At 73.2% G+C, this 25,266-nt stretch carries 27 protein-coding genes; 21 read left to right on the forward strand and 6 right to left on the reverse strand.

Features of this window, described 5'->3' with window-relative positions; all coding sequences use genetic code 11:
• Positions 1-6: 6 nt before the first annotated feature.
• From ASG70_RS01905 to ASG70_RS01915, 3 genes are read left to right on the forward strand one after another with little or no spacing between them, the layout of a single operon-like run.
• Positions 7-1,152, forward strand: coding sequence for an amino acid deaminase/aldolase (locus tag ASG70_RS01905; protein WP_082589957.1), 1,146 nt, complete (start codon positions 7-9; stop codon positions 1,150-1,152).
• Positions 1,149-2,453: a D-arabinono-1,4-lactone oxidase gene (locus tag ASG70_RS01910; RefSeq protein WP_056882165.1), complete on the forward strand. Its 1,305-nt coding sequence runs from the start codon at positions 1,149-1,151 to the stop codon at positions 2,451-2,453. The genes ASG70_RS01905 and ASG70_RS01910 overlap by 4 nt, the downstream gene beginning before the upstream one ends.
• A 48-nt stretch (positions 2,454-2,501) precedes the next feature.
• Positions 2,502-3,002, forward strand: coding sequence for a DinB family protein (locus tag ASG70_RS01915; protein WP_056882166.1), 501 nt, complete (start codon positions 2,502-2,504; stop codon positions 3,000-3,002).
• Positions 3,003-3,020: 18 nt separating this feature from the next.
• Here ASG70_RS01915 and rarD read toward each other — a convergent pair whose 3' ends face one another.
• From rarD to ASG70_RS01935, 4 genes are all read right to left on the reverse strand, one after another.
• Complete coding sequence (rarD, locus tag ASG70_RS01920; RefSeq protein ID WP_056882167.1) at positions 3,021-3,902, reverse strand: EamA family transporter RarD; 882 nt, start codon at positions 3,900-3,902, stop codon at positions 3,021-3,023.
• A 62-nt stretch (positions 3,903-3,964) separates the two neighbouring features.
• Positions 3,965-5,062, reverse strand: a complete 1,098-nt coding sequence (locus ASG70_RS01925; protein WP_056882168.1) for a 2-oxoacid:ferredoxin oxidoreductase subunit beta — start codon at positions 5,060-5,062, stop codon at positions 3,965-3,967.
• Positions 5,059-6,993, reverse strand: coding sequence for a 2-oxoacid:acceptor oxidoreductase subunit alpha (locus tag ASG70_RS01930; RefSeq protein ID WP_056882169.1), 1,935 nt, complete (start codon positions 6,991-6,993; stop codon positions 5,059-5,061). The genes ASG70_RS01925 and ASG70_RS01930 overlap by 4 nt, the downstream gene beginning before the upstream one ends.
• Positions 6,994-7,198: 205 nt before the next feature.
• The gene (locus ASG70_RS01935; protein WP_056882170.1) at positions 7,199-7,447 is read right to left on the reverse strand and encodes an SCO4226 family nickel-binding protein; all 249 of its coding nucleotides are present in this window, start codon (positions 7,445-7,447) and stop codon (positions 7,199-7,201) included.
• A 97-nt stretch (positions 7,448-7,544) separates the two neighbouring features.
• Between ASG70_RS01935 and ASG70_RS01940 the strand changes: the two genes are divergently transcribed.
• The 4 genes from ASG70_RS01940 to ASG70_RS01955 all read left to right on the forward strand — a co-directional run bounded on the left by ASG70_RS01940 (position 7,545) and on the right by ASG70_RS01955 (position 10,037).
• Positions 7,545-8,066, forward strand: coding sequence for a hypothetical protein (locus tag ASG70_RS01940; protein WP_056882171.1), 522 nt, complete (start codon positions 7,545-7,547; stop codon positions 8,064-8,066).
• A 216-nt stretch (positions 8,067-8,282) separates the two neighbouring features.
• Complete coding sequence (locus tag ASG70_RS19790) at positions 8,283-8,378, forward strand: DUF2087 domain-containing protein (RefSeq protein ID WP_235531297.1); 96 nt, start codon at positions 8,283-8,285, stop codon at positions 8,376-8,378.
• A 54-nt stretch (positions 8,379-8,432) separates the two neighbouring features.
• On the forward strand, positions 8,433-9,455 hold the full coding sequence (locus ASG70_RS01950) for a glycosyl hydrolase (protein WP_056882172.1): 1,023 nt from the start codon (positions 8,433-8,435) through the stop codon (positions 9,453-9,455).
• Between the two features lie 42 nt (positions 9,456-9,497).
• Complete coding sequence (locus ASG70_RS01955; protein WP_056882173.1) at positions 9,498-10,037, forward strand: GNAT family N-acetyltransferase; 540 nt, start codon at positions 9,498-9,500, stop codon at positions 10,035-10,037.
• On the opposite strand, the gene ASG70_RS01960 is transcribed toward ASG70_RS01955, so the two are convergent.
• Both ASG70_RS01960 and ASG70_RS01965 read right to left on the reverse strand, forming a co-directional pair.
• A complete protein-coding gene (locus ASG70_RS01960) occupies positions 10,034-10,537 on the reverse strand; it encodes a DinB family protein (RefSeq protein WP_056882174.1) in 504 nt (167 codons plus the stop codon). The two genes, ASG70_RS01955 and ASG70_RS01960, sit on opposite strands and share 4 nt — an antisense overlap.
• Before the next feature lie 41 nt (positions 10,538-10,578).
• On the reverse strand, positions 10,579-11,226 hold the full coding sequence (locus ASG70_RS01965; RefSeq protein ID WP_056882175.1) for an LON peptidase substrate-binding domain-containing protein: 648 nt from the start codon (positions 11,224-11,226) through the stop codon (positions 10,579-10,581).
• A 105-nt stretch (positions 11,227-11,331) separates the two neighbouring features.
• Here ASG70_RS01965 and ASG70_RS01970 point away from each other — a divergent pair, with 105 nt between their 5' ends.
• From ASG70_RS01970 to ASG70_RS02035, 14 genes are all read left to right on the forward strand, one after another.
• Positions 11,332-11,691: an NADH-quinone oxidoreductase subunit A gene (locus ASG70_RS01970; RefSeq protein WP_056882176.1), complete on the forward strand. Its 360-nt coding sequence runs from the start codon at positions 11,332-11,334 to the stop codon at positions 11,689-11,691.
• On the forward strand, positions 11,691-12,290 hold the full coding sequence (locus ASG70_RS01975) for an NADH-quinone oxidoreductase subunit B (protein WP_056882177.1): 600 nt from the start codon (positions 11,691-11,693) through the stop codon (positions 12,288-12,290). Before ASG70_RS01970 ends, ASG70_RS01975 begins: the two co-directional genes overlap by 1 nt.
• A complete protein-coding gene (locus ASG70_RS01980) occupies positions 12,287-12,817 on the forward strand; it encodes an NADH-quinone oxidoreductase subunit C (RefSeq protein ID WP_056882178.1) in 531 nt (176 codons plus the stop codon). The genes ASG70_RS01975 and ASG70_RS01980 overlap by 4 nt, the downstream gene beginning before the upstream one ends.
• On the forward strand, positions 12,814-13,779 hold the full coding sequence (gene nuoH, locus ASG70_RS01985; RefSeq protein WP_156399769.1) for an NADH-quinone oxidoreductase subunit NuoH: 966 nt from the start codon (positions 12,814-12,816) through the stop codon (positions 13,777-13,779). The genes ASG70_RS01980 and nuoH overlap by 4 nt, the downstream gene beginning before the upstream one ends.
• Complete coding sequence (locus ASG70_RS01990; protein WP_082589959.1) at positions 13,776-14,420, forward strand: NADH-quinone oxidoreductase subunit I; 645 nt, start codon at positions 13,776-13,778, stop codon at positions 14,418-14,420. Before nuoH ends, ASG70_RS01990 begins: the two co-directional genes overlap by 4 nt.
• Positions 14,417-14,980, forward strand: a complete 564-nt coding sequence (locus ASG70_RS01995) for an NADH-quinone oxidoreductase subunit J (RefSeq protein ID WP_056882180.1) — start codon at positions 14,417-14,419, stop codon at positions 14,978-14,980. Before ASG70_RS01990 ends, ASG70_RS01995 begins: the two co-directional genes overlap by 4 nt.
• Positions 14,977-15,276 carry an NADH-quinone oxidoreductase subunit NuoK gene (gene nuoK / locus ASG70_RS02000; protein WP_056882181.1) on the forward strand — a complete coding sequence of 100 codons (300 nt, stop codon included), beginning with the start codon at positions 14,977-14,979 and terminating at the stop codon, positions 15,274-15,276. Before ASG70_RS01995 ends, nuoK begins: the two co-directional genes overlap by 4 nt.
• Positions 15,273-17,177, forward strand: a complete 1,905-nt coding sequence (locus tag ASG70_RS02005; protein ID WP_056882182.1) for an NADH-quinone oxidoreductase subunit L — start codon at positions 15,273-15,275, stop codon at positions 17,175-17,177. The genes nuoK and ASG70_RS02005 overlap by 4 nt, the downstream gene beginning before the upstream one ends.
• The gene (locus tag ASG70_RS02010; RefSeq protein ID WP_056882183.1) at positions 17,171-18,646 is read left to right on the forward strand and encodes a NuoM family protein; all 1,476 of its coding nucleotides are present in this window, start codon (positions 17,171-17,173) and stop codon (positions 18,644-18,646) included. Before ASG70_RS02005 ends, ASG70_RS02010 begins: the two co-directional genes overlap by 7 nt.
• Positions 18,647-18,651: 5 nt before the next feature.
• Positions 18,652-20,151 (forward strand): proton-conducting transporter membrane subunit, encoded by a 1,500-nt coding sequence (locus tag ASG70_RS02015; protein ID WP_056882184.1) that lies wholly within the window; start codon positions 18,652-18,654, stop codon positions 20,149-20,151.
• Between the two features lie 38 nt (positions 20,152-20,189).
• The gene (htpX, locus tag ASG70_RS02020; protein ID WP_056882185.1) at positions 20,190-21,065 is read left to right on the forward strand and encodes a zinc metalloprotease HtpX; all 876 of its coding nucleotides are present in this window, start codon (positions 20,190-20,192) and stop codon (positions 21,063-21,065) included.
• A 236-nt stretch (positions 21,066-21,301) separates the two neighbouring features.
• Entirely contained in the window at positions 21,302-21,505 is a 204-nt protein-coding gene (locus ASG70_RS02025) for a cold-shock protein (protein WP_056882186.1), read from the forward strand.
• A 128-nt stretch (positions 21,506-21,633) separates the two neighbouring features.
• The gene (pepN, locus tag ASG70_RS02030) at positions 21,634-24,108 is read left to right on the forward strand and encodes an aminopeptidase N (RefSeq protein WP_056882187.1); all 2,475 of its coding nucleotides are present in this window, start codon (positions 21,634-21,636) and stop codon (positions 24,106-24,108) included.
• A 151-nt stretch (positions 24,109-24,259) separates the two neighbouring features.
• Positions 24,260-25,210 (forward strand): serine/threonine-protein kinase, encoded by a 951-nt coding sequence (locus ASG70_RS02035; protein ID WP_082589960.1) that lies wholly within the window; start codon positions 24,260-24,262, stop codon positions 25,208-25,210.
• Positions 25,211-25,266: the final 56 nt, after the last annotated feature.

A 25,266-nucleotide genomic window follows, 5' to 3' on the forward strand; every position in this document is an offset into this window, starting at 1 on the left:
GCGCCTGTGACCCGCACCTGGGACGTGGCCACCTCCGGCCTCCCCGCACCGCTCGCGGTGGTCGACCTCGACGCCTTCGAGGCGAACGCCGACGACCTGGTCCGCCGCGCCGGTGGTGTCCCCATCAGGGTCGCGACCAAGTCCGTGCGCTGCCGCTCGCTGCTCACCCGGGTGCTCGGGCGGCCGGGCTTCGCCGGCGTCATGGCCTACTCCGTGCGTGAGGCCTGCTGGCTGGTCGGCTCCGGGGTCGACGACGTGTTCGTCGCCTACCCCAGCGTCGACGTGCCGGCCCTCGCCGAGCTGGGCCAGGACCCGTGGGCCGCCCGCCAGGTCACGCTGACGATCGACTCCCTCGAGCACGTGGAGCTGCTCGCCTCGCTCGAGCGCCCGCACGGGCTGCGGGTCGCGGTCGACGTCGACGCGTCGCTGCGCCTGGGACGGGTCCACATCGGGGTGCGCCGCTCCCCGGTGCGCACCCCGGCCGAGGCCACCGCGGTGGTGCAGGCCGCCCTCGCCGCCGGGCTCGACGTCGTCGGCCTCATGTTCTACGACGCCCAGATCGCCGGGCTGCCCGACACCTCGCCCGCCGTCAGGATGGTGAAGCGTCGTTCGGCCGCGTCGCTGCTCGAGCGCCGGACCGCGGTCGTGGGTGCGGTGCGCGAGCTGACCGACCTGCGGTTCGTCAACGGCGGTGGCACGGGCTCGGTCCACCTCACGGCGCTCGACCCGGTCGTGACCGAGGTGGCCGCCGGCTCCGGGCTCTACGGGCCGACGCTGTTCGACGGCTACGACGACTTCAGCCCGAGACCTGCGGCGGCCTTCGCCCTGGCGGTCACCCGCCGCCCGGGTCCGGGGTTCGCCACCGTGTCGGGCGGTGGCTACATCGCTTCGGGCCCACCTGGGTGGAACCGCCTTCCCTCGGTGTTCGGGCGCAGGGACCTGTCCCTGGTCCGCCGCGAGGGCGCCGGGGAGGTCCAGACGCCCCTGCGAGGGAGCGGGGCCGGTGACCTTCGCGTCGGCGACCGGGTCTGGTTCCGCCACGCCAAGGCCGGTGAGCTGTGCGAGCGGTTCGACGCGCTGCACCTGGTCCGCGGGGAGGAGCTCGTCGAGACGGTGCCCACTTACCGCGGCGAGGGGAGGAACTTCGGGTGAGCACCACGTGGACCAACTGGGGCCGCAACCAGACCTGCCACCCCGCGCAGGTCGCGGTGCCGCATGACGTCGACGAGCTGTCGGCGACGGTCGCTCAGGCCTCCGGCCGCGGCGTACGGGTCAAGGCGGTGGGGTCCGGGCACTCGTTCACGCCGGTCGCCACCACCGACGGGGTGCAGGTCCGGCTCGACCACCTGGTCGGTGTCCTGCGCGCCGACACCCGGAGCGGACGGGTGACGGTCGGCGCCGGAACGCCGTTGCACGTCCTCAACCCTGCGCTTCAGGCGCTCGGTCTGGCGCTGCCCAACCTCGGTGACATCGACCGGCAGACCTTCAGCGGTGCCATCGCCACGGGCACCCACGGTTCCGGCGCGCGGTTCCAGGGCATCGCGTCGGCGGTGACCGGCCTGGTCCTGGTCCTCGCCGACGGGTCCGCGCTGCGCTGCTCGGCGACCGAGGAGCCCGAGGTGTTCGCGGCGGCCCGGGTCGGGCTCGGCGCCCTGGGCGTCGTGGTCGAGGTCGAGCTGCAGTGCGTGCCCGCGTTCCGCCTCCATGCGCAGGAGCACGGCGCGGACCTCGAGGACGTGCTCGCCTCGGTGCAGGACGACGTCGCCCGCCACGACCACGTCGACATGCACTGGTTCCCGCACACCGACCGGGTGCTGGTGAAGCACAACGACCGGGTGGGGGAGGACGCCGGCGGACGGCCGCTGCCCGCGTGGCGCGCGACCCTCGACGACGACCTGCTGTCCAACCGCTTCTTCGAGGTGGTCAACCGGGCAAGCACCCGGTGGCCCGGCATCGTGCCGCGGCTCAACCAGCTGACCTCACGGACCCTGTCGGCGCGCGACTACACCGACGACTCGTGGAGGGTGTTCTGCTCCTCGCGCCAGGTGCGTTTCCGCGAGAGCGAGTACGCCGTGCCGCGGGCTGCCGTGGGGGAGGTGGTGCGGGCGCTGCGCGACTGGGTCGACCGCCACGACGTCTCGCTGCCGTTCCCCGTCGAGCTGCGGTTCACCGGCGCCGACGACATCTGGCTCTCGACCGGGTACGAACGCGAGAACGCCTACGTGGCCGTGCACCAGTACCACCGGATGGACGACGGCGGCGTGTTCGCGGCGTTCGAGGCGATCGTCGCCGAGCACGAGGGCCGCCCCCACTGGGGCAAGCTCCACACCCTCGGCGCAGACCGGCTCGGCGCGCTCTACCCGCGCTTCGGGGACTTCCGCGCCGTCCGCGACCGGCTCGACCCGGGGCGCACCTTCACCAACGACCACCTGCGCCACGTCCTCGGCGACTGACGCGACGCCGGCACCGGGTGTCGGCAGGCGGCACTAGCCTCACGGGCCATGAGGGACGAACCGCGCACGGGTGACGAGACCACGGTCCTGCTGGCAGCGCTGCAGAGCCACCGCGACGTGATGCTGTGGAAGCTCGAGGGACTGTCTGAGGAGGAGCAGCGTCGGCCGTTGGTGCCGAGCGGCACCAACCTGCTCGGCCTGGTCAAGCACCTCGCCAACGCGGAGTACGGCTGGTTCTGCGAGACGTTCGGGCGACCCACCGAGCCGTTGACCGACATCTCCGAGGATCCCGAGGCCGACATGCGGGCGGCGCCGGGGGAGACCACGCAGGAGGTCGTCGACTTCTACCGTCGGTCCTGGGCGGCGACCGACGCCTCGGTGCGCGAGCTCGGGCTCGACGCCACCGGCACGTCCTACGCCGGCGCCACGGTCAGCATGCGGTGGGTGCTGGTCCACATGGTCGAGGACACCGTCCGGCACGCCGGCCACGCCGACATCCTGCGCGAGCTCGTCGACGGTGGCACCGGACACCACGTGCCGCGGGGCTGAGCGCCCGCGGACGCGACGTCAGGGGGCCGCGTCGACGAGCTCCGGCCGGGTGCGGCCGGGGAGGTTGCGCACCGAGTCGACGGTGAGCAGGGCGAGGGCCAGCCAGACGATGCCGAACCCGACCCAGCGCGTGCCGGACAGGTGCTCGTCGAGCACCAGCACGCCGCACAGCAGCTGCAGCACCGGGGTGATGAACTGCAGCAGGCCGATGGTGACGAGCGGGACCCGCCGGGCGGCGCCGGCGAACAGCAGCAGCGGTGCCGCGGTGGCCGCACCCGCAGCGACGAGCAGGGCCGTGTGGGCGGCCCCCTCGGTGGTGAAGGTCGTCTCCCCGCGCGCGGTGAGCACGACGAGCATCACGGCTGCGATCGGCGCCAGCACGGCCGTCTCGGCCGCCAGGGAGTGCATCGCCTGCAGCGACACCCCCACCTTCTTCTTGACCAGCCCGTAGAGGCCGAACGACATCGCCAGCGTGAGGGCGATGACCGGGACGGAGCCCGCTGCGACACCGAGGTAGACGCCGGCGGCGGCACCGATGGCGACCGCCGCCCACTGGAGCGGGCGCAGCCGCTCGCGCAGGACGAACACGCCGAGGGCCACGGTGACGATGGGGTTGAGGAAGTAGCCCAGCGCGGCCTCGGTCGTGTGGCCGCCGAGCACCGCGGCCACGTAGACGACCCAGTTGACGGCGATGAGCAGCGCCGCCGCCGTCACGCCGAGCCCGAGCCGCGGGCGCCGCCACAGCTGCCGTGCCCAGCCGAGGTCGCGGCGCACGAGCAGCACCACCGCGCACAGCAGCAGCGTCCACAGGATGCGGTGGGACAGGATCTCCCACGCGCCGGCGGGGGCCAGCGCCGCGAAGTACAGCGGGAACAGGCCCCAGATGCCGTAGGCGAGCAACCCGTACGCCGCGCCGTGACGGTCCTCCTCACGGGGCGGAGGGGCCGCCGGCCGCCCGGCGCTCAGGCCACGGTCCAGGTGTCGCGACCGCGCAGCAGCTGGTCGAGGTCGGCGTCGCCGGCCACGCCTCCCGAGGTGTCGACCGCCGCCGCGACCTGGGCGCGCACGAGGTCGTCGTAGGTGGGCCGCACGACGTCGCGGAAGATGCCCATGGGCACGTGCGTCATCTGCGGGGAGTCCAGGCGCGAGAGCGCGAAGGCCTGCGTCGGGTCGCCGGCATGGGTGTCGTGCACCACGACGTCGCGCCCGGCGGCCGCGGCCTCGGGCACGAACTCCATGACGCCGCCCTCGCCGCGCACCAGCACCTGCCGGTCGCCCTCGGGACCGACCTGCACCCGCTCGCCGTCGGCGAGGTGGACGATGCGTGCCTCCTGCTCGCTGCGGTCCTTGATGAGGTCGAAGGCGCCGTCGTTGAAGATCGGGCAGTTCTGGTAGATCTCCACCAGCGACGTGCCGCGGTGGGCGGCAGCCGCCTTGAGGATCTCGGTGAGGTGCTTGCGGTCGGAGTCCATGGTCCGGGCGACGAAGGTGGCCTCGGCCCCGAGCGCCAGCGACACGGGGTTGAACGGGTGGTCGACCGAGCCCATCGGCGTGGACTTGGTGACCTTGCCGACCTCGGAGGTCGGCGAGTACTGGCCCTTGGTCAGGCCGTAGATCTGGTTGTTGAACAACAGGATCGTGAGGTTGACGTTGCGGCGCAGCGCGTGGATCAGGTGGTTCCCGCCGATCGACAGCGCGTCGCCGTCGCCGGTGACCACCCACACCGACAGGTCCTCACGGCTCGTCGCCAGCCCGGTCGCGATCGCCGGCGCGCGGCCGTGGATCGAGTGCATTCCGTAGGTGTCGAGGTAGTAGGGGAAGCGCGAGGAGCAGCCGATGCCAGAGACGAAGACGATGTTCTCGCGCTTGAGCCCGAGGTCGGGAAGGAAGCCCTGCACCGCGGCGAGGATGGCGTAGTCGCCGCAGCCGGGGCACCAGCGCACCTCCTGGTCCGAGGTGAACTCCTTCTTCGTCTGGCGCGTGGCGTCCTCGGCGAGGCGGGGCACACCGGCGGTGCCGTGGGGCACTCCGGTCGACGGCATCCCGAGGTCGGTGCTCATGAGTGGCCTCCCTGGCTGGTGACGGGCTGGTCCGTGTGGGCGGAGCCGGCGTCGTCGGAGGTGGTGGCGTCGGCGGCGAGGCCCACGATCGCGTCGGCGAGCTCGACGGTCGTGAAGGGCAGGCCGCGCACCTGGGTGAACGAGTGGACGTCGACGAGGTACTTGGCGCGCAGCAGCATCGCGAGCTGGCCCATGTTCATCTCGGGGACGAGCACGCGGTCGTAGCGGCGCAGCACCTCGCCCGTGTTGGACGGGAACGGGTTGAGGTGGCGCAGGTGCGCACGGGCGACCTTCGCGCCGGTGTTGCGCACGCTGCGTACGGCCGCCGCGATCGGGCCGTAGGTGGAGCCCCAGCCGAGCACGAGGACCGACGCCTCGCCGCTGGGGTCGTCGACCTCGAGGTCGCCGATGGTCTCGGCGACCCGCTCGACCTTGCCCGCCCGCAGCCGGGTCATGAGGTCGTGGTTGTCGGGGTCGTAGGAGATGTTGCCGGTGACGTCGGCCTTCTCGATTCCGCCGATGCGGTGCTCGAGGCCGGGGGTGCCGGGCACGGCCCACGGGCGGGCGAGCGTGCGCTCGTCGCGCAGGTAGGGATGGAACACCGGCTCGCCCTTGTCGTCCGTGGCGTTGGGCTCGGTCGCGAGCTCCACGGTGAGGTCGGGCAGGTCGGCGACGCTGGGGACCGCCCACGGCTCGGAGCCGTTGGCGAGGTAACCGTCGGAGAGCACGAAGACGGGCGTGCGGTAGGTGGTGGCGATGCGCACGGCCTCGAGGGCGGCGTCGAAGCAGTCGGCGGGCGACTGCGGGGCCACGATCGGGACCGGCGACTCGCCGTTGCGCCCGAACATGGCCTGCAGCAGGTCGGACTGCTCGGTCTTGGTGGGCAGGCCGGTCGACGGACCGCCGCGCTGGACGTCGACGATGACGAGCGGCAGCTCGAGGGACACGGCCAGGCCGATCGTCTCGGACTTGAGTGCCACGCCGGGGCCGGAGGTGGTCGTCACGCCGATCCAGCCACCGAACGAGGCCCCCAGCGCCGCACCGATGCCCGCGATCTCGTCCTCGGCCTGCAGGGTCGTCACGCCGTAGCGCTTGAGCCCCGAGAGGGTGTGCAGGATGTCGGAGGCCGGGGTGATGGGGTAGGAACCCAGCAGCATCGGCCGCCCCGCGCGGTGGGCGGCGGTGACCAGGCCGTAGGCGAGCGCGGCGTTGCCGGTGATGTTGCGGTAGGTGCCGGCAGGCATCACCGCCGGGGCGATCTCGTAGGAGACGGCGAAGTCCTCGGTCGTCTCGCCGTAGTTGAGGCCGGCGCGCAGGGCGGTGAGGTTGGCCTCGAGGATGTCGGGCTTGGAGCCGAACTTCTTCGCCAGGAACGCCTCGGTGCCGGTGGTCGGCCGGTGGTACATCCACGACAGCAGGCCCAGCGCGAACATGTTCTTCGCGCGCTCCTTGTCCTTGCGGGACAAGGAGTCGAACGACGCCAGCGCCTCGACGGTGATCGACGTCAGGGCGACCGGGTGCACGTGCCACGACTCCAGCGACCCGTCCTCGAGCGGGTTGGTCGCGTAGCCGACCTTGCCGAGGTTGCGCTTGGTGAACTCGTCGGTGTTGGCGATGATCGTGGCGCCGCGCGGCAGGTCGCGCAGGTTGGCCTTGAGGGCGGCGGGGTTCATCGCGACGAGCACGTCGGGGGCGTCACCCGGGGTGAGCACGTCGTGGTCGGCGAAGTGCAGCTGGAAGCTCGAGACGCCCGGCAGGGTGCCTTGGGGCGCGCGGATCTCGGCCGGGAAGTTGGGCAGCGTCGACAGGTCGTTGCCGAGGGCCGCGGTCTCGGACGTGAAGCGGTCACCGGTCAGCTGCATGCCGTCGCCGGAGTCCCCGGCGAAGCGGATGACGACACGGTCCAGCTTCTCGACGGTCTTGCTGCTCATGCGGTCCTGACGGTCGTGGACGAACAGTTCTCGGGGCTGTCGTCCGGGTCGTCCGGAGCCGCGCGGCGCACGGACGGCGCCTGGCGCAGCCTGCCCATCCATCGTACGTCGGTGCAGGTCAGGGCAAATGGGCCACCCTGCTTTTGAGACACCCAACACCACGTTATGGATCGGCAGGCCGCGCCGACCTGACCGGTGACTGCGGTCAGGCGGTGACGGTGATCTCGTGGATCTCGTCGTAGGGGTGCCCGGCCCGCTCGTGGATGCGCTGGATGGCCTCCTTGCTCGGCCCCTCCGAGAGGCAGAAGACGTGGCCCGTCTCGGGGTCGGCCCACGCGTGGGTGAACTCGACCGACTCCTCACCCTGGATCGCGAGGTCCGCCTGGTGCGCCTCGTGCAGGGCCTGCGCCGTGACCCCCGGCATGTTGGTGTGGACGTCCATGAACTGGGCCATGGGGGTGCTCCCTTCGCTGGGGGGTGGTGGTCTCGCCACGCTACGCCGCAGCCCCCGGCGCTTCCTCCGTCAAAAAGGTGGCGGATAGCGTGCCGGGGTGGCCACTGACGTCCTCGTCCTGCCGAGCCCGCTCCTCGGGCCGGCGGTGTACGACCCGCTCGCAGCGGCGCTCACCGACCGTGGCGCGCCCGCCCGCGTCGCGCACCTGCCCAGCGGTCGCTGGGCCCCGCTCGAGGTCCTGGCCCCGTTCGTCGAGCAGGCGCGCGAGCACCGGCCCTCGGCGCTCCTCGCCCACAGCAACGCCGGGTACCTCGTGCCGGCCCTGCGTGCGCGGGCGCCGGTGGACGTCGTCGTGTTCGTCGACGCCGCGCTCCCGCTCGTCCCCGGGGCGACGACCCTGCTCGCGCCGCCGGGGTTCGCTGCCTTCGTGGCGGACCTCCCGCAAGAGGACGGTGTGCTGCCCCCGTGGCGCGCTGGTGGGACCCGGCCGACATCGCCGGTCTCTTCCCCTCGCCGGACTGGCTGGCACGGGTCACCGAGGAGGCGCCTCGGTTGGCCCCGTCGTACTTCACCACCCCCGTCGAGGTGCCGCCGCGCGGGCCTGGGCAGTCCTGCCTAGGGTGCTGGTCATGGACCGACCAGCCCTGCAGGACGCCCTCAAGGACCGCGACGCCGTGCTGCGCGCGTTCGTGCGCAGCGACGGGAGCCTCGCGTCGATCCCGACCCGGATCGGCAAGCGGCTCGTCGTGCTCGACCTCATCGCCCAGGAGTTCGCGGGGGGGAGGTCTACGAGGAGACCGAGGTCAACGCCCGGCTGCGGAAGTTCCACGACGACGTGGCGGCGCTGCGGCGCTACCTCGTCGAGGAGGGCTTCATGGACCGGCGCGACGGGCGGTACTGGCCTGCCGGCGGGACCGTCGACGGCATCTGACCGACCTGCGGGCAACCGCGTGCCGGCGGACGCGGCGGCTGCCACACTCGGCGCATGCTGCGGCTCGAGGACCACTGGGTCTGGGACTCCTGGATCGCCGACGACGGCGACCTCTACCACCTGTTCTTCCTGCAGGCTCTCCGGTCGCTGGTCGACCCGGGCAAGCGGCACACGGCGGCGACCGTGGGGCATGCGACGTCGCCCGACCTGGTGACGTGGGACTACCTGGGGGAGTGCTTCGGGCCGGCCCGGACCGGGTTCGACGACCTCGCGATCTGGACCGGCTCGGTCGTGCGCGACGGCGACCGGTGGCGGATGTTCTACACCGCGGTCTCGACGGCGGGCCACCACGTCTACGACCAGCGCGTCGGGTCCGCCGTGTCCGACGACCTGCACCACTGGGAGCGGGTGTCGACCGAGCCGGCGGTGCGCGTCGACGGCCGCTGGTACAAGAACCTCGCCAACACCCCCGCACCGACCCAGGGCCCGGACCTCGAGGGCTCGAGCGAGACGTGGCGCGACCCGCTGGTCTTCCCCGACGCCGCGGGTGACGGCTGGCACCTGCTGCTGTCGGCCCGTGCGCGCGAGGCGGCCCGCAACGACGACGGCGTCGTCGCCCACGCCACCAGCCCCGACCTCGAGCACTGGGCCCTGGCCGCGCCGCTGTGCGAGCCGGGCGCCGGGTTCGGGCAGCTCGAGGTGCTGCAGGACAAGCAGGTCGACGGGCGCTGGGTGCTCGTGTTCACCTGCCACCCCCAGGAGATGACGCCCGAGCGCATCGCCCGCACCGGGGAGTACTGCACGTGGTCGGTGCCGGGCCCGGGTCCGCTCGGCCCGTGGGACGTCGACGCCGCCCGTCCCTTCGTGGCCGAGCCCGACCTGTTCGCGGCGCCCCTGGTGCAGCGGCGTGACGGGTCGTGGGCGATGGTCGGGTTCCGCAACGTGGAGCCGAAGGGCCTGGACGGGTTCGCGATCATCGACCCGGTCCCGGTCACCCTCGATGCCGACGGGTACCTCGTGGCGGCCGCCGGCTACGACCCCGGCCCGGTGGCCTACCCACCCCTCGCGACCGGGTAAACGGGAGGCGGCGCAGCAGGGTCGGCGCCTAGGGTCGCGGGCATGATCGTCCGCCGCGAGCTGCCCACCGATGCCGACGCCGTACGGGCGGTGCACCTCGCGGCCTTTGCCAAGGCGGCCACCGACGAGGCGCCGGCTCGCGAGGGCACCCTCGAGGCGGACCTCGTCGACGAGCTGCGCGCCGACGGCGACCTCGTGCCCGAGTGCTGCCTGGTGGTCGAGGTCGACGGCGTCGTCGCCGGTCACGTCGCCATCAGCCGCGCCACCGTCGGGGGTGAGCCCGGGCTCGTCGCCCTCGGGCCGGTCGGCGTCCTCCCCGAGGCCCAGCGCTGCGGGATCGGGTCGGCCCTGGTGCATGCCGCCCTCGCCGCCGCCGACGCGCTCGGCGCACGGGGGGTCGTCCTGCTCGGGCACCCCACGTACTACCCGCGGTTCGGGTTCGGGCCGGCCGTCGAGCACGGGATCACGCCACCGCAGGACTGGGGCCCGCAGTACTTCATGCTGCGCCGCCTGCACGCGTGGGGCGACGGCATGAGTGGCCCGTTCCGCTACGCCCCGGCCTTCGAGCGCCTCGACGACTAGTCGCCGGTGCGACCGTCGGCGAGCTCGCGCAGGAGGTCGAGGTGGCCGTTGTGCCGGGCGTTCTCCTCGATGAGGTGCAGCAGCACCCAGCGCAGGGTGGGCCGCTCGCCGCTGCGGAACGGCGTCGCCGAACGGTCGTCGAGGTCGAGCCCGGCGACGATGGCGTCGGTGCGCGCGGCCTGCGCCGCATACTCCTCGAGCGTCTGGGCGATCGGCACCTCGGCGCCGACGCTGAACTCCTTGTCCGGCTCCGTGGCCGTCCACGGCCCGAGGTCGGGGCCGCCGACGAACCGGTTCTCGACCCACGAGTGCTCGACCCAGCGCAGGTGGTTGAGCACCCCGCCGATGCTCATCAGCGGCGAACCCGGCAGGGGCGCGGCGCCGACGTGGTGGGCCGCGAGGTCACGGCACTTCCCGGCGGCGACGTCGCGGGTGTACTGCAACATCGTGAGCAGGGTGGTGCGCTCGTCCCAGGTGGGCGGGGTGTCATCCGGTGTCATGGGCCTGACCCTGTCGCACACCGCGCGCCGGGCGCCACCGGTTAGTTGAGGTTGTAGGGTCGCTCCGGTGGCGGTGGCACGAGCCCCATGGTGCTGGCCAGGCCCAGCTCCCGCCGGACGAGGTGCAGCGCGAGCCGCAGCCGGGTCTCGGTGTCGGCCGCCGCCAGCAGCCGCTGCCGGTCGCCGAGGTCGAGGCCCACCGCGCCACCGACCTCGTAGGACAGCGCGACCGGGTCGCCCGGCCACTGCGGCTCCTTCGCGCCGACCGTCGTGGCGTAGGTGTGCAGCACCCGCCGGAGGCGCTCGGCCAGGTCGGCCACCTGCCGCTCGTCTCCGGTGCGCTCCTCGAGGACGGTCACCTCCCCGGTGGCGTACGCGGTGCCGGTGCCCGCCTCGAGCGTGTCGAGGTGGAAGCGCCGCACCCCGGTGGAGACCACGAGGTAGCGGCCGTCGCCGAGCGACGCCGCCTGGTCGACCAGGGCGAGGCAGCCGACCTCGTGCAGGTCGTGGACCGAGCCGGCGCCGACCTCGTGGCCCTGCCGGATGGCGACCACCCCGAACTCGGGGACGTCCATCGCGTTGAGCAGGTCGCTGAGCAGCACGATGTAGCGCGGCTCGAAGACCTGCAGCGGCAGGGTCGCGCCGGGGACGAGGACGGTGCCGAGGGGGAAGAGCGGGACCCGCGCCATTCCTCCACGGTAGGCCCGTGCGGCCGGCACCGACAGCCGGCGACAGTCGGCGGCACCCACTGCGGTGGAGCCCGTCGCTGGGGACCTCCGACTAGGCTGCGAACCGTGTCGCCCTACGTCGTCGTCGCCGCAGTGGTCGTGGTCGGCCTGCTGCTGTTCGTCGCCGCCATGGGCGCCCGCCGGCTGCTCGCCCCGAGCGCCCCGACGCGGGCCAAGCTCACGACGTACGAGTCGGGTGTCGACCCCGTCGGACAGGGCTGGGCGCAGACCCAGGTCCGCTACTTCGTCTACGCGTTCCTCTACGTCATCTTCGCCGTCGACGCGGTCTACCTGTTCCCGTGGGCGCTGGTCGTGCGCTCCTCCGACCTCGGTGCGGCGTCGCTGGTGGAGATCGGCGTGTTCATCGGCGTGCTGCTCGTCGGCCTGGTGCACGCGGCCCGGCGCGGCCTGCTGAGGTGGGTCTGATGGCGCCGGTCGACCTGCCGCTGCCGCGCGTCGGACCTGCGACCGACTTGGCACCGCAACCGATCCGGGTGGTCCTCAACTGGGGGAGGCGCTACTCGCTGTGGGTGTTCAACTTCGGGCTCGCCTGCTGTGCGATCGAGTTCATCGCCGCGTCGATGGCGCGGCACGACTTCATCCGCCTCGGCGTCATCCCGTTCGCGCCCGGACCGCGTCAGGCCGACCTCATGGTCGTCTCGGGCACCGTGACGGACAAGATGGCGCCGGCCGTGCGCCGTCTCTACGACCAGATGCCGGAGCCGAAGTACGTCATCTCGTTCGGCGCCTGCTCCAACTCCGGTGGCCCCTACTGGGACTCCTACAGCGTCACCAAGGGCGTCGACACGATCATCCCCGTCGACGTCTACGTGCCCGGCTGCCCGCCGCGCCCCGAGTCGCTCCTCCAAGGCATCCTCAAGCTGCAGGAGAAGATCGCCGCAGAGACGTTGAGCACCAAGGGGATCCGCGGCAAGTACGCAGCGCACCGCACGGCCTCCGCGGGTGAGGTCACCCGCGGGCTGGTCAAGCCGCCCCAGGGTCCGGCCACCGGGGGACGCTCGTGAGCGACGCCGTACCCGTGCAGCGCCGCGAGGTGGAGCCGCGGGAGTGGGTGGCCGCCGCGGAGGCCGCCAGGGCAGAGGGCTTCACCTTCTTCGACTGGCTCACGGCGGTCGACCAGGCCGACGCGACAGACGTCCCGGGCCTCGACGTGGTCTGCCACCTGCTCGACCCCTCGACGCCGACGGCGTTGCGGCGGCTGATGATCCGCACCCGCGTGCCCGACGGTGCCGTGCTCGACAGCATCACCGGGGTCTTCCGCGGGGCGGCGTGGCACGAGCGCGAGACGCACGAGATGTTCGGGCTCGCGTTCGACGGCTTCGACGACGGCACCGGGCGGGGGCTGCGCCCGCTGCTGCTGCCCGACGGCTTCGAGGGCACGCCGCTGCGCAAGTCGTTCGTCCTGGCGGCCCGTGCGTCCAAGCAGTGGCCGGGCGCCAAGGAGCCGGGGGAGAGCGAGCACAGCAAGCCGACCGGCCGGCGTCGGGTCTCGGCGCCAGGTGTGCCCGACCCCGAGTGGGGCCCGCGGTGACCGGCGCCGACGCCCTCGAGGTCGTCGTCCGCGCGGTGGCCGTCCTCGCTGCCTTCCTCGTGCTGCCGCTGCTCGTGGGCCAGACCGAGCACAAGGTCATGGCCCACATGCAGGGACGGCTCGGGCCCATGTATGCCGGTGGCTTCCACGGCTGGGCGCAGCTCGTCGCCGACGGGGTCAAGTTCGTGCAGAAGGAGGACATCACCCCGGCGGCCGCCGACAAGGGTGTCTTCCGGTTCGCGCCCGCCGTCGCCCTCGTGCCCTACCTCGTCGCGATGGCGGTCATCCCGCTGTCGCCGGACGTGGTGGCGGCCGACGCCCCGGCCGGCGCCGTCTTCGTCCTCGCGGTGACGGCCGTCGGCATCCTCGGCACTCTGATGGCCGGGTGGGCCAGCGCCAACAAGTACTCGCTGCTCGGTGCCATGCGTGCTGCCGCCCAGCTGCTGTCCTACGAGCTGCCGATGGTCCTCGCCGTCGCATCGGTGTGCCTGGCCGCCGGGACGCTGTCGCTCACCGGCATCGCCCACGCCTGGTCGCCGTGGTGGCTGCTGTGGCAGCTGCCGGGAGCCGTGGTGTTCCTCGTGTCCGCCGTCGCCGAGCTGCAGCGCCCGCCGTTCGACATGCCCGTCGCAGACTCCGAGATCGTGTTCGGCGCCTACACCGAGTACACCGGGCTGCGGTTCGCGTTCTTCCTGCTCAGCGAGTACGCCGGGATCGTCGTGATGTCACTGCTGTTCACCGTGCTGTACCTCGGCGGGTGGCAGGGCCCGTTGAGCGACCAGCTCGGCTGGCTCTGGACGGTGCTCAAGGGGTTCTGCATCGCCGTTGTCGTCATCTGGCTGAGGGTCGCGTGGCCGCGGCTGCGCGAGGACCAGCTCCAGCGCCTCGCCTGGCTCGTCCTCGTGCCGCTCGCCCTCGCACAGCTGGCCCTCACCGGCGTCTGGGTGGTGCTGACCGCATGAGCGAGCCCACCAAGCCCCAGCCAGCCAACCCCGCGTCGTCGAACGCCCGACCGGCGAGGCGCAGCAGCGGCGGCGCCGTACCGGGCATCCTCAAGGGCCTGGCCACCACGGCCCGCACGCTCGCGCGCCCGACGCACACGGCGGAGTACCCCGACGTCTCGCCGCACCTGCCTCCGCGCAGCCGCGGCGTGATCGCGCTGCTGGAGGAGAACTGCACCTCCTGCATGCTCTGCGCCCGCGAGTGCCCGGACTGGTGCATCTACATCGACTCGCACAAGGAGACGATCCCCGCGACGACGCCGGGTGGCCGCGACCGGCAGCGCAACGTGCTCGACCGGTTCGCCATCGACTTCAGCCTCTGCATGTACTGCGGCATCTGCATCGAGGTGTGCCCGTTCGACGCGCTGCACTGGAGCCCCGAGTTCGAGTACTCCGAGCTCGACATCCGCGACCTGCTCCACGAGAAGGACCGGCTCGGGCAGTGGATGCCCACGGTCCCGCCGCCGCCGGCCCTCGACGAGCACGCCGCCGAGCCGGCCGAGGTCGCGGCCGTCAACAAGCCGCCGCGGACGGCGCGGACCCCCACGGCCCGCCCGGCGCGGCCCACCCGCGTGACCCCGGCCCCGGAGGGCGAGGCGTGACCGGGCTCGACCTCGCCTTCGCGGCGGTGGGCGTCGTCGCCGCGGCCAGCGGGCTCCTCGCGGTGACGACGCGCCACGTCGTCCACGCCGCCCTGTGGCTGGTGGTCTGCCTGGGGTCGGTGGCCGGGTGCTACCTCGTGCTCGGCGCCGAGCTCGTCGCGCTGGTGCAGGTCCTCGTCTACGTCGGGGCCGTGGTGGTGCTGGTCCTCTTCGCGCTCATGCTCACCCGGGCCCCGATCGGTCCCCGGGCGGAGATCTCCACGAGCCGCCTGCACCGCGCGCTCGCGGCCGTCCTCGGTGCCGGGGTGACCGTCCTGCTCGCGAGCGTCCTCCTGCCGCTGGCGCACCCGGTGGATCGGCACGAGACCGACACCACGGTGCTCTCGCGCGAGCTGTTCGGCACGTGGGTGTGGCCGTTCGAGGTGCTCTCGCTCCTGCTGCTCGCGGCGCTCGTGGCCGCCCTGGCGGTGTCGCGGGTGGGCGCCCGGTCGGGCGACGTGCGCGACGGGGCGGCCCGAGCCGAGGCGGAGCTGCGGACAGCCCGGGGGGACGCGTCGTGATCCACCTCGCCGGCCCCTACCTGCTCGCGGCCGTCCTCGCCGGACTGGGCACCTACGGCGTGCTCGCCCGACGCAACGCCGTGCTCGTCCTCATCGGGGTCGAGCTGGTCCTCAACGCCGCCACCCTGTTGCTCGTCGCGGTCGGGGCGTCGGCGGGGGACCGCTGGGCCGCGGGCAACGTGCTGACCCTCTTCGTCATCACCATCGCCGCCGCGGAGGTGTGCGTGGCCCTGGCCGTCGTGCTGGCCGTCTTCCGGTTGCGCGGCGACGTCGACCTCAGCGAGCCCCGGTCGTGAGCGCCACCGCCGCGAGGCTGGTCGTCCTCCTGCCCGCCCTGGCCGCAGTGCTCGGACTGCTCCTCGCCCGCCCCCGCGTCGACGCCGGCCGGGTCGTGCCCGCTCGGGGGTTGGCGGTGGGTGCCTCCGCCCTGACGGTCCTCGTCGCGCTGGTGCAGCTGGTAGGCGTCCACAGCGGTTCGGCCTCGACCGCGGTGGGCACCCTGCCCGCGCTGGACGCCGGTGAGCTGCGCATCCCGCTGCAGCTGCAGACGACGACCGCCACCGCCCTCATCGCCATCGTCGTGGCGGTCGTCGGGTGGGCGGTGCAGGCCTTCGCCGGGTGGTACCTGCGCGACGACGACCGCTACGGCACCTTCGCAGCCACCGTCTCCCTGTTCACCGCAGGCATGCTCCTCGTCGTCCAGTCCGCCGACCTCGTCCTGACGCTGGTCGGCTGGGAGGTGATGGGCTGGTGCTCGTTCCTGCTCATCGGCCACTGGAGCCGCAAGGAGTCCGCCCGTCGTGCCGCGGTCAAGGCGTTCCTCGTCACCCGGCTCGCCGACGTCGGCTTCGTCCTCGGAGTGGTGGTCCTGGCCGTGGGGGCCGGCTCCACGGCATACCGGCAGGTGCTGTCGACGTGGGCGGCCCGTGACGGGGCCGGCTGTGCCGACACCGCGGTCGCGGCCTGCGCCGCGGCACCCAGCGGCGCGCTGCGCACGACGGCCATGGTGCTGCTCGTCATCGGCGTCCTCGGCAAGTCCGGCATGGTGCCCTTCCACGACTGGCTGCCCGACGCGATGGAGGGCCCGACCCCCGCCTCGGCGCTCATCCACGCGGCGACCATGGTCGCGGCCGGCACCTTCGTGCTGGCCCAGCTCTTCGACGTCCTCGCCGCGGCCGACGGCGCCCGCTGGCTGCTCGCGGTGAGCACCGCCGTGACGATGGTGTACGCCGCGGTGCTGGCCCTCGGGCAGAGCGACCTGAAGCGGCTGCTCGCCTACTCCACCCTCAGCCAGGTCGCGCTGATGCTCTCGGCGATCGCGGTCGCCCCGGCGCAGGAGGGGCCGGGCGCGGGCGTGCTGCACCTCTACTCGCACGCGTTCTTCAAGGCGTTGCTGTTCCTCGCGATCGGGTGGCTCAGCGTCACCGTCGGCGGCACCGCGGCGGCGACCATGCGCGGCGGCCTGCGCGGACACCTGCTCGTGCGTCCCGCGATGTTCGTCGGCCTGCTGTCGCTCGCCGGGGTGCCCCCGCTCGTCGGCTTCGTCTCCAAGGAGCACGTCCTCGCGGCGGCGGAGGCCGGCGCCTCGCAGGGAGTCGCCCGGGCGTGGCTGGTGCTGGTGGCAGGGCTCGTCACCGTGGTCCTCACGGCCGCCTACTGCATGCGCGCCTGGCTCGTCCTCGACGACGTCACGGCCTTCCACGCTGAGCGCCACGACGGCGACACCGCGACCCCGGCCGTGCGGTCGGCGGTGGTGGTCCTCGCGGTCCTCACCGTCGTGGGGGGAGTCGTGGTGCTGACCCCGCTCATCGACCTCGGCGGCCACATCGGCTGGCTCCTGGCGGTCGTCAGCGTGCTGCTGGTCGTTGGCACCGGGCTGCTCGTCCGCCGCCACGCCCGAGGTTCCGACCCGGCCGTGCGGCTCGTCGGCCCGCGGGTGCGCCGGTTCGACGAGGGGTTCGGCGTGGACCGCCTCTACGTCGCCCTGGTCGCGACTCCCGTGCTCGCCCTCGCCCGGCTCGTCGTCTTCCTCGACCGCGAGGTCGTCGACGCCTACGTCCGCGGTGCCGCGGTCGGCACCGCCATGGCGGGGCGCGGTGGCGACCGGGCGCACCGGGCCGAGCGCGCTGCCACCGGCCTCGCGTGGGTCGTCGCCGGCGCGGTGGCCGTGGCGCTCGCGGGGGTGGCGCTGTGGTGACGCTCGTCGCGCTGCTGGTGCCGGCCGCCGTGGCCTCCTGGCTGCTCACGGCCGGTCGCGGCCTCGGCCACCGTGCGGTCAACCTCCTGTCAGCCGCCGCGGCCGTCCTCAGCCTCGCAGCGGTGGTGCTGGCGGTGGTGCTGCGCCCCGAGGTCGACCGGGCGTGGGTGCCCTCGCTCGGCCTGCGGTGGCACCTGGCAGTCGACGGCATCAGCGCACCGCTGCTGCTGCTCACCGCCGTCCTCGGCGTCGTCGTGGTGCTGCACACTCGCGACCGCCCCCCGGTCGGCGGCACCAGCGCCGCCTTCCACGCCTGCCTCCTGCTCGTCGAGCTCGGGGCGCTGGCCACGTTCCTCGCCCGCGACGCGCTGCTCTTCTTCGTCTCGTTCGAGGTCGTCCTGGTGCCGATGTGGGTGCTCATCACGCGTTTCGGCGACGCCCATCGCCCCGCCGCCCGCGCCGACGCCGGGGGCCGCTTCGTCCTCTACACCGCGTTCGGCTCGACCCTGATGCTCGTGGGGATCCTCGCGCTCGTCGCGGCGGCCGGCACCTCCGACCTGACTGCGATGGCCGAGGCCGGCGGCCGCGGCATCCCGGCGTCCACCCAGCTGGTGGTGGCTGCCCTGCTCGTGGCCGGCCTCGCGGTCAAGGTGCCGGTCTTCCCCCTGCACACATGGCTTCCGCCCGCCCACACGACCGCCCCGACAGCCGGGTCGGTGCTCCTCGCCGCCGTGCTGCTCAAGATGGGCACCTACGGCCTGGTCCGGCTGCCGCTGGCCACCGTGCCGGACGGGTTCGCCCGCGTCGCGCCCGTGCTCGGCGTGCTCGGCGCCGTCGGCATCGTCTGGGGAGGGCTCGCCTGCCTCGTCGAGCGCGACCTCAAGCGGCTCGTCGCCTACTCCTCGGTCGCCCACATGGGCTTCGTCGCCATCGGCCTCGCCAGCGGCACCCGCACCGGCCTGCAGGCGGCCCTGTTCGCCAACGTCGCCCACGGCGTCATCTCGGCCCTGCTCTTCGTCGTCGTCGGCGGCCTCAAGGAGCGTTGGGGTGGCGCCGACCTCGAGACGGCCCGGGCAGCGCTGCGCGAGGTCGCGCCGCGGCTGGGGTTCGCGCTCGTCGTTGGCTTCGCCGCCTCCCTCGGGCTGCCGGGCCTCGCCGGCTTCTGGGGTGAGTTCCTCAGCGTGTACTCCGCGTGGTCGCCGGCGCCCGACCGCCCCCTGGCGTTGTTCCGCACCCTCGCGGTGGTCGCAGCGCTCGGGACGGTGCTCGCCGCTGCGTACGCCCTGCGGGTGCTGCGGACCGTCTGGGCGGGGGAGCGCCGCACCCCGGCGATCCAGGACAGCCGCGACACCGAGTGGGACGTCGTGGTGGTCCTGCTCGTCGCCGTCGTGGCGCTCGGCGTGGTGCCCGGCCCGCTGCTGGCGCTGACCCACGACACGGTCTCCCTGCTCGTCGGGGCAGCCCGGTGAGCGCCATGGCGACCCTCGACTGGGTGGCTCTGGGACCGGTGCTCGCGCCCGCACTCGGGGCCGTGGTGGTCCTCGTCGTGGACGCCGCAGCGCCTCGTCTCGTGCGGGTCCACCACGCCCTCGGCCTCGCCGCCCTGGTCGTCGGGCTCGCTGTCGCACTTCCCGGGGCGGTGTCGTCGACCGGTGCGCCGGTGCGGACGTTGTGCCTGTCCGGTCGTGCCGCCGCGTGCCTCTACGAGGTGGGACCGGTCGCGGCCGCCCTGCAGCTCGGGGCGCTGGCCTCCGCGCTCGTCGTCCTCCTGCTGCTCTGGCCCGACCGGCGGGCGTCGCTGCGCGGGGGGCCCGCGGTCCTCGTCGCCCTCGTCCTCGCCGCCACCGCCGGTGCCTCCGGCGTCGCTGCTGCCCACGACCTCGGGTCCTGGCTGGTGTGCCTCGAGCTCGCGACCCTCCCGGTCATCGCCCTGGTGGCCCTGCGCGGCACGACCGAGGCGGGGCGCGGCGCGCTGGCGCTGCTGACGACGTCGCTGGTCTCGTTCGCCCTCGTCGTCCTCGGCGCGGCCCTCTGGCTGCTGGCCACGGGCCAGGCGGTGTTCGCCCCCGAGGCGGTGTCCGCCGCCCTCGACGACCCCGAGCGCCGGGCCGTGCTGCTGCTCGGGGTCCTCCTGCTGCTCGCCGGCGTCGGCTTCAAGCTGTCCCTGGTGCCCTTCCACGTGTGGACGCCCCAGGCGTATGCAGGGGGCAGTGAGGCCGTCGCGGCGTTCCTCGCCGCCACCTCCAAGATCGCGGCGCTCGCGGCCCTCGTCGTCGTCCTGCAGCCGCTCGTGCTCGCCGGCGCCCCCGTCCTCGTGGCCGTGGGGGTCGTGGCCGCCGTGACGATGACGGTCGGCAACCTGCTCGCCCTCGCCCAGGACGACCCGGTGCGGCTGCTGGCCTGGTCGACCGTGGCGCAGGCGGGGTGGGTCGTGCTCCCGCTGTCCGCGGCCTCGCCCGGCTCCACCGCAGCCTCGGGCGCCTACCTGCTCGCCTACGTCGTGGCCACCCTCGTCGCCTTCGTCGTGGTCCACGTCCTTGCCGTCGGGGGTGCGCCGCGCACGCTCGCGGCGTCCACCGGGCTGCTGCGCTCGCGGCCGCTGCTGGGTGGTGCGCTCGGCCTGGCCCTGCTGTCGCTGGCGGGGCTGCCGCCCGGCGTCCTGGGCCTGGTGGCCAAGGTGGTCGCCCTGCGCCCGGTCGTGGCGGAGGGACAGTGGCTGCTGGCACTGGTCGCCGTCGCCAACGCGGTGGTCGGCATCGCCGTCTACCTGCGCTGGTTCGCGGTGCTGCTGCGCGACCCGGTGGCCCAGGAGGGCGTCGAGGCCGCTCAGCCGCAGGCAGGGGGGGAGGCGCCGGGGGCCGGCCCGCTGGGCGGCCGGGTGGCGCGCCCGGTCCTCGTCGCGCTGGTGCTCAGCAGTGGCCTGCTCGTGGCGACCAGCGTGCTGCCCCAGCTGCTGCTCGGGCTGCTGGAGTAGGTGGGAACGCCGCGCCTCGAACCGGCGTTGACCCAGGCATGCACAACCACTTCAACGGGCTCAAGACCGCTGCGCTCTTCGGCGCGATCTTCGCCCTGCTCCTGGCCATGGGGTCGGTCATCAGCGGCGGCCGCTACATCTGGCTGTTCGGGCTGCTCGGCGTCGGCATGACGGCGTACGGCTACTGGAACTCCGACAAGCTGGCCATCAGGGCCATGCACGCCTACCCCGTGAGCGAGGCGCAGGCGCCGGCGATGTACCGCATCGTCCGCGAGCTCTCGACCGGCGCCGGCAAGCCGATGCCCAAGCTCTACATCAGCCCCACCGCGGCGCCCAACGCGTTCGCGACCGGCCGCAACCCCGAGCATGCCGCCGTCTGCTGCACCGAGGGCATCCTCGGGCTGCTCGACGAACGCGAGCTGCGCGGCGTCCTCGGCCACGAGCTCATGCACGTCTACAACCGCGACATCCTCACCGGGTCGGTCGCGGCTGCGATCGCCGGCGTCATCACCTCGGTCGCGCAGATGCTGATGTTCGCCGGGATGTTCGGCGGCGGGGGCAACGACGAGGACCGGCCCAACCCGCTGGCCATGCTCGCCATGGCGCTGCTCGCGCCGTTCGCCGCGATGATGATCCAGATGGCCATCAGCCGCACCCGTGAGTACGACGCCGACGAGGACGGCGCCCGCCTCACCGGCGACCCGCTCGCGCTCGCCTCGGCGCTGCGCAAGCTCGAGGTCGGCGTCCAGCGCGCACCGCTGCAGCCCACCCCGGCCATCCAGAACTCCAGCCACATGATGATCGCCAACCCGTTCCGGCCGCAGGACGTGTCGCGGTTCTTCTCGACGCACCCGCCGATGACCGAGCGCATCGCCCGCCTCGAGCAGCAGGCCTACGGCTTCCGCCAGCGCTGACCCGTGGCCGTCGGGCGCACCCCGGTGGGTGCGTCCGACAGGCCGCTGGGGAGCGATGTCGGCAAACGGTCCGGGACACGGTATGGTTGTCGCAGTTGCAGTTGCAGTTCCTCGTCTGAGTGGGCCCGCCAGTGTGCGGGCCTTTTTTCTTCAGCGGCTTGTTCCGTGTCGTGGTGGTGTGCGCAGCTGGTGGGTCGCGACCGCGCCCACCTCGGCCAACAGGAACGAGAAATCCCATGGCACAGGGAACAGTCAAGTGGTTCAACGCTGAGAAGGGCTTCGGCTTCGTGGAGCAGGACGGCGGCGGCCCCGACGTCTTCGTGCACTACAGCGCGATCGACTCCTCCGGCTACCGCTCGCTCGACGAGGCGCAGCGCGTGGAGTTCGACATCACGCAGGGCCCCAAGGGCCCGCAGGCCGAGAAGGTCCGCGTCATCTGATCCACCGCAACCGGTGATCTGCACCGAAGCCCCCGACCAGCACTGGTCGGGGGCTTCGGTCCGTCCGGGGCCGCTCGAGAGGTCCGGGCCGGCGCACGTCCCACGGCCGGGCTGGTTAGATCGCACCCATGCCGTCGCTCACCAGGTCCGAGGCCCGCACCCGTTCAGCCCTGCTAGGGGTGACGCGGATGGAGGTCGACCTCGACCTCGACCAGGGGGAGGAGCACTTCACCTCCCGGACCCGCATCGCCTTCTCCTGCGCCGAGCCGGGCGCCTCGACCTGGGTCGACGTCAAGCCGGTCGAGCTCCGGTCCCTGGTCCTCAACGGCACCGCCGTGGACGTGTCGGGCCTCGCCGACGGCCGCGTGCAGCTCGACGGCCTCGCGGCCGACAACGTGCTGGAGGCGGAGGCGGTGATGGCCTACAGCCGCGACGGCCAGGGCCTGCACCGCGCCGTCGACCCCGCCGACGGTGAGCACTACGTGTACGGCCACCTCTTCCTCGACGCGGGTCCGCGCGTCTTCGCGTGCTTCGACCAGCCCGACCTCAAGGCGCCGTACGCCGTCAGGGTCACCGCGCCGGAGGCGTGGACCGTCCTCGGCAACGGGGCCGCAACCCGCACTGCGCCCGGTCGCTGGGAGCTCGCCGAGACCAGGCCGCTGGCCACCTACTTCGTCACCGTCTGCGCCGGTCCCTACGCCTCCGTGCGCAGCGAGCACGACGGCATACCGCTCGGCATCCACGCGCGAGCCTCGCTCAAGGAGGCGCTCGAGCGCGAGGCGCCGCAGATGCTCGAGGTGACCCGCGCGAGCTTCGACTACTACCACTCGCTGTTCGGCATCCGGTACCCGTTCGGGGAGTACCACCAGGTCTTCGTGCCCGAGTTCAACGCCGGCGCCATGGAGAACCCCGGCTGCGTGACCTTCCGCGACGTCTACGTGTTCCGCGGCCGGGCGACCCGCGACGAGGTGCTGACGCGGTCCAACACCATCGCCCACGAGATGGCGCACATGTGGTTCGGCGACATCGTCACCATGCAGTGGTGGGACGACCTGTGGCTCAACGAGTCCTTCGCCGAGTACATGTCGCACCGGACCGTGGCCGCGGCGACCGAGTTCGGCACCGAGGCGTGGGTGGACTCCACCATGGCCCGCAAGGCGTGGGGGTATGCCGCGGAGCGCACCCCCTCGACCCACCCGGTGGCCGGGTCGGAGGCGCTGGACGCCGAGGCCGCGCTGCAGGACTTCGACGGCATCTCCTACGCCAAGGGCGCGGCCACGCTGCGCCAGCTCATCGCCCACATCGGCGACGACGCGTTCATCGCCGGTGTCTCGGACTACCTGCGCGAGCACGCCTACGGCAACGGCACGCTCGCCGACTTCATGGGTTTTATGGAGAAGGCGAGCGGCACCGACCTCGGCGCCTGGACGCGCGCGTGGCTGCTGACCGCCGGGGTCGACGTCATCACCCTCGACACGGCGTCCGGCACCGTGCACCGCACCGTGCCCGAGGCCTTCCCGGCCGACCGTCCGCACACCTTCGACGTCGCCGGGTTCAGCGGGGGCGCCGAGACGTTCCGGGTGCCGGTCACGACCGTCGGCGACTCCACCGTCGTGCCCGAGCTGGCTGCCGCGCCGGACGCCGACCTCGTGGTGCCCAACGCCGGTGACCTGACGTGGGCGACGGTCACCCTCGACGAGAAGTCCATCGCGGCCGTGCCGGAGCAGCTGGCCCTGGTGCCCGACCCGCAGGCCCGCGCCGTGGTGTGGGTGTCGCTGATCGACGGCGTCTGCCTCGGCACCGTGGACCCGCGCGTGATGGTCCGCACCTTCGGGCAGGCCTGGCCCCACGAGGACAACGACTCGGTGCTCAACCGCACCGTCATGAGCCTGCTCGGGCGCGTCATCCCCACCTTCCTTCCGCACGCGGAGCAGGACGACGCGGAGCAGGTCGTCGCCCGGGCGGCTGCCGCGGTGCTGGCCCGGGCCGTGCCCGGGTCGACGCGGGCGGTCGTCGCCGCGCGGACGGTCGCGCGCACCAGCGCCGACGAGGCGCTCCTGCGCGACTGGGCCGCCGGCAAGGACCGCCCGCAGGGACTCGAGGACGACTCCGACTTCGGCTGGATCGTCGTGCGGAACCTGGCCGCCCGCGGGCTCGCCGGCCGCGACCTCGTCGAGCGCACCCGCGAGCGGGACGACACCCTCCAGGGCCGGCTCAGCGCGCTCATGGCCGGGGCCTCGATGCCGTCGGCGGACGCCAAGGCCTGGGCCTGGGGCGAGCTCACCACCAACCGCGAGCGGTCCAACTACGAGCTCAACGCCCTCGCGCAGGGGTTCTGGGCCTCGGGTGAGCCGGACGTGCTGCGCCCGTACGCCGCCCGCTACTTCACCGACGTTCCGGCGATGTCCGCGTGGGTGGGCGACGACGCCCTGGCCCGGGTGGCCACGCTGGCCTACCCGTCCAAGGTCGTCGAGGAGGAGACGGCGGCGCTGAGCCGGGCGGCCCTCGGCCGCGACGACCTCACGGCCGCCGTGCGCCGCTCCATCGTCGACGCCCAGTCGCAGCTCGAGGAGGCCCTGCGCTCGCGGGCGACGTTCGGCTGACCGGCTGCGTCGTCGCAGGTCAGGTGGGGTGAGCGGTCTGCTCGTCCGTGCGCTTTGTCCGGAGTGGGCGTACGATGCAGTCGCGAGGTTCTTGAGATGTCAATCGACGCCCACCTCGGTCGACGGAAGGCCTCCACGTGGAGCTCGCGGCATGAACAGGTTGACTGAGGGGTTCGTCCTCGGCGACCGCTACGTGCTCGGCGCACGGATCGCGTCCGGTGGCATGGCCGACGTCTGGGCCGGCACCGACCAGGTCCTCCAGCGCTCCGTCGCCGTCAAGGTGATGCGACCCGACACCGGCCACGAGGAGCTGTTCGCCAAGCGCTTCCGCGACGAGGCCGTGCACTCGGCCGCCCTGCTGCACACCAACATCGCGACGCTGTTCGACTACGGCGAGGACGACGGCCTGGCGTTCCTCGTCATGGAGCTCGTCAAGGGTGAGCCCCTGTCGCTGCTGCTGCGCCGCCGTGGCGCCCTGCCGGCGCCGGAGGTTCGCTCGCTGCTCGGCCAGGCGGCGCTCGCTCTCGGCGTCGCCCACGAGGCCCGCGTCGTCCACCGCGACGTCAAACCCGCCAACATCCTCGTGCGGCCCGACGGGCTGGTGAAGCTCACCGACTTCGGTATCGCGCGGGCGCTCGACGCCGCCGGCCACACCCGAGTGGGGGAGATGCTCGGGACGCCGCACTACATCAGCCCGGAGCAGGCGATGGGTGAGGCGGCCACGGGCGCGAGCGACCTCTACGCGCTCGGCGTGGTCGCCCACGAGATGCTGAGCGGCCAACGCCCGTTCGACCGCGGCACGCCCGTCGCGACGGCCCTCAGCCACGTCAACGAGCCCCCTCCGCCGCTGCCCGACGACGTCCCCACCGATCTCGCCGAGCTCGTCACCGACTGCCTGTCCAAGGACCCCGCCGCCCGTCCCGAGAACGCCCGCGAGGTCGCCCGCCGCGTCGGCATCGGCGAGCACGAGATGGCGGGGCTGGCCCTCGGCCTCGCGATCGCCCTCGACGGCTGGTCCGACGACTCGCCCGACACCGACTCCGACGGTTCAGTGCTGCGGTTCCCCGACCTCGGCGGTCCCACCCTCGCCATCGAGGCCTGACCCGCACCGACACACGACGACGCCGCCGCACCCGGACCGGGTACGGCGGCGTCGGT

The sequence above is a fragment of the Phycicoccus sp. Soil748 genome (assembly GCF_001428025.1).
GTDB lineage: Bacteria > Actinomycetota > Actinomycetes > Actinomycetales > Dermatophilaceae > Pedococcus.

What these genes read in the sequence shown, in the direction of transcription:
- ASG70_RS01915 (WP_056882166.1), top strand. Translation starts at nt 2,502, where the DNA reads ATGAGGGACGAACCGCGCACGGGTGACGAGACCACGGTCCTGCTGGCA.
- ASG70_RS01925 (WP_056882168.1), bottom strand. Translation starts at nt 5,062, where the DNA reads ATGAGCACCGACCTCGGGATGCCGTCGACCGGAGTGCCCCACGGCACC.
- ASG70_RS01930 (WP_056882169.1), bottom strand. Translation starts at nt 6,993, where the DNA reads ATGAGCAGCAAGACCGTCGAGAAGCTGGACCGTGTCGTCATCCGCTTC.
- ASG70_RS01935 (WP_056882170.1), bottom strand. Translation starts at nt 7,447, where the DNA reads ATGGCCCAGTTCATGGACGTCCACACCAACATGCCGGGGGTCACGGCG.
- ASG70_RS01950 (WP_056882172.1), top strand. Translation starts at nt 8,433, where the DNA reads ATGCTGCGGCTCGAGGACCACTGGGTCTGGGACTCCTGGATCGCCGAC.
- ASG70_RS01955 (WP_056882173.1), top strand. Translation starts at nt 9,498, where the DNA reads ATGATCGTCCGCCGCGAGCTGCCCACCGATGCCGACGCCGTACGGGCG.
- ASG70_RS01960 (WP_056882174.1), bottom strand. Translation starts at nt 10,537, where the DNA reads ATGACACCGGATGACACCCCGCCCACCTGGGACGAGCGCACCACCCTG.
- ASG70_RS01965 (WP_056882175.1), bottom strand. Translation starts at nt 11,226, where the DNA reads ATGGCGCGGGTCCCGCTCTTCCCCCTCGGCACCGTCCTCGTCCCCGGC.
- ASG70_RS01975 (WP_056882177.1), top strand. Translation starts at nt 11,691, where the DNA reads ATGGCGCCGGTCGACCTGCCGCTGCCGCGCGTCGGACCTGCGACCGAC.
- ASG70_RS01990 (WP_082589959.1), top strand. Translation starts at nt 13,776, where the DNA reads ATGAGCGAGCCCACCAAGCCCCAGCCAGCCAACCCCGCGTCGTCGAAC.
- ASG70_RS02015 (WP_056882184.1), top strand. Translation starts at nt 18,652, where the DNA reads ATGGCGACCCTCGACTGGGTGGCTCTGGGACCGGTGCTCGCGCCCGCA.
- htpX (WP_056882185.1), top strand. Translation starts at nt 20,190, where the DNA reads ATGCACAACCACTTCAACGGGCTCAAGACCGCTGCGCTCTTCGGCGCG.
- ASG70_RS02025 (WP_056882186.1), top strand. Translation starts at nt 21,302, where the DNA reads ATGGCACAGGGAACAGTCAAGTGGTTCAACGCTGAGAAGGGCTTCGGC.
- pepN (WP_056882187.1), top strand. Translation starts at nt 21,634, where the DNA reads ATGCCGTCGCTCACCAGGTCCGAGGCCCGCACCCGTTCAGCCCTGCTA.
- ASG70_RS02035 (WP_082589960.1), top strand. Translation starts at nt 24,260, where the DNA reads ATGAACAGGTTGACTGAGGGGTTCGTCCTCGGCGACCGCTACGTGCTC.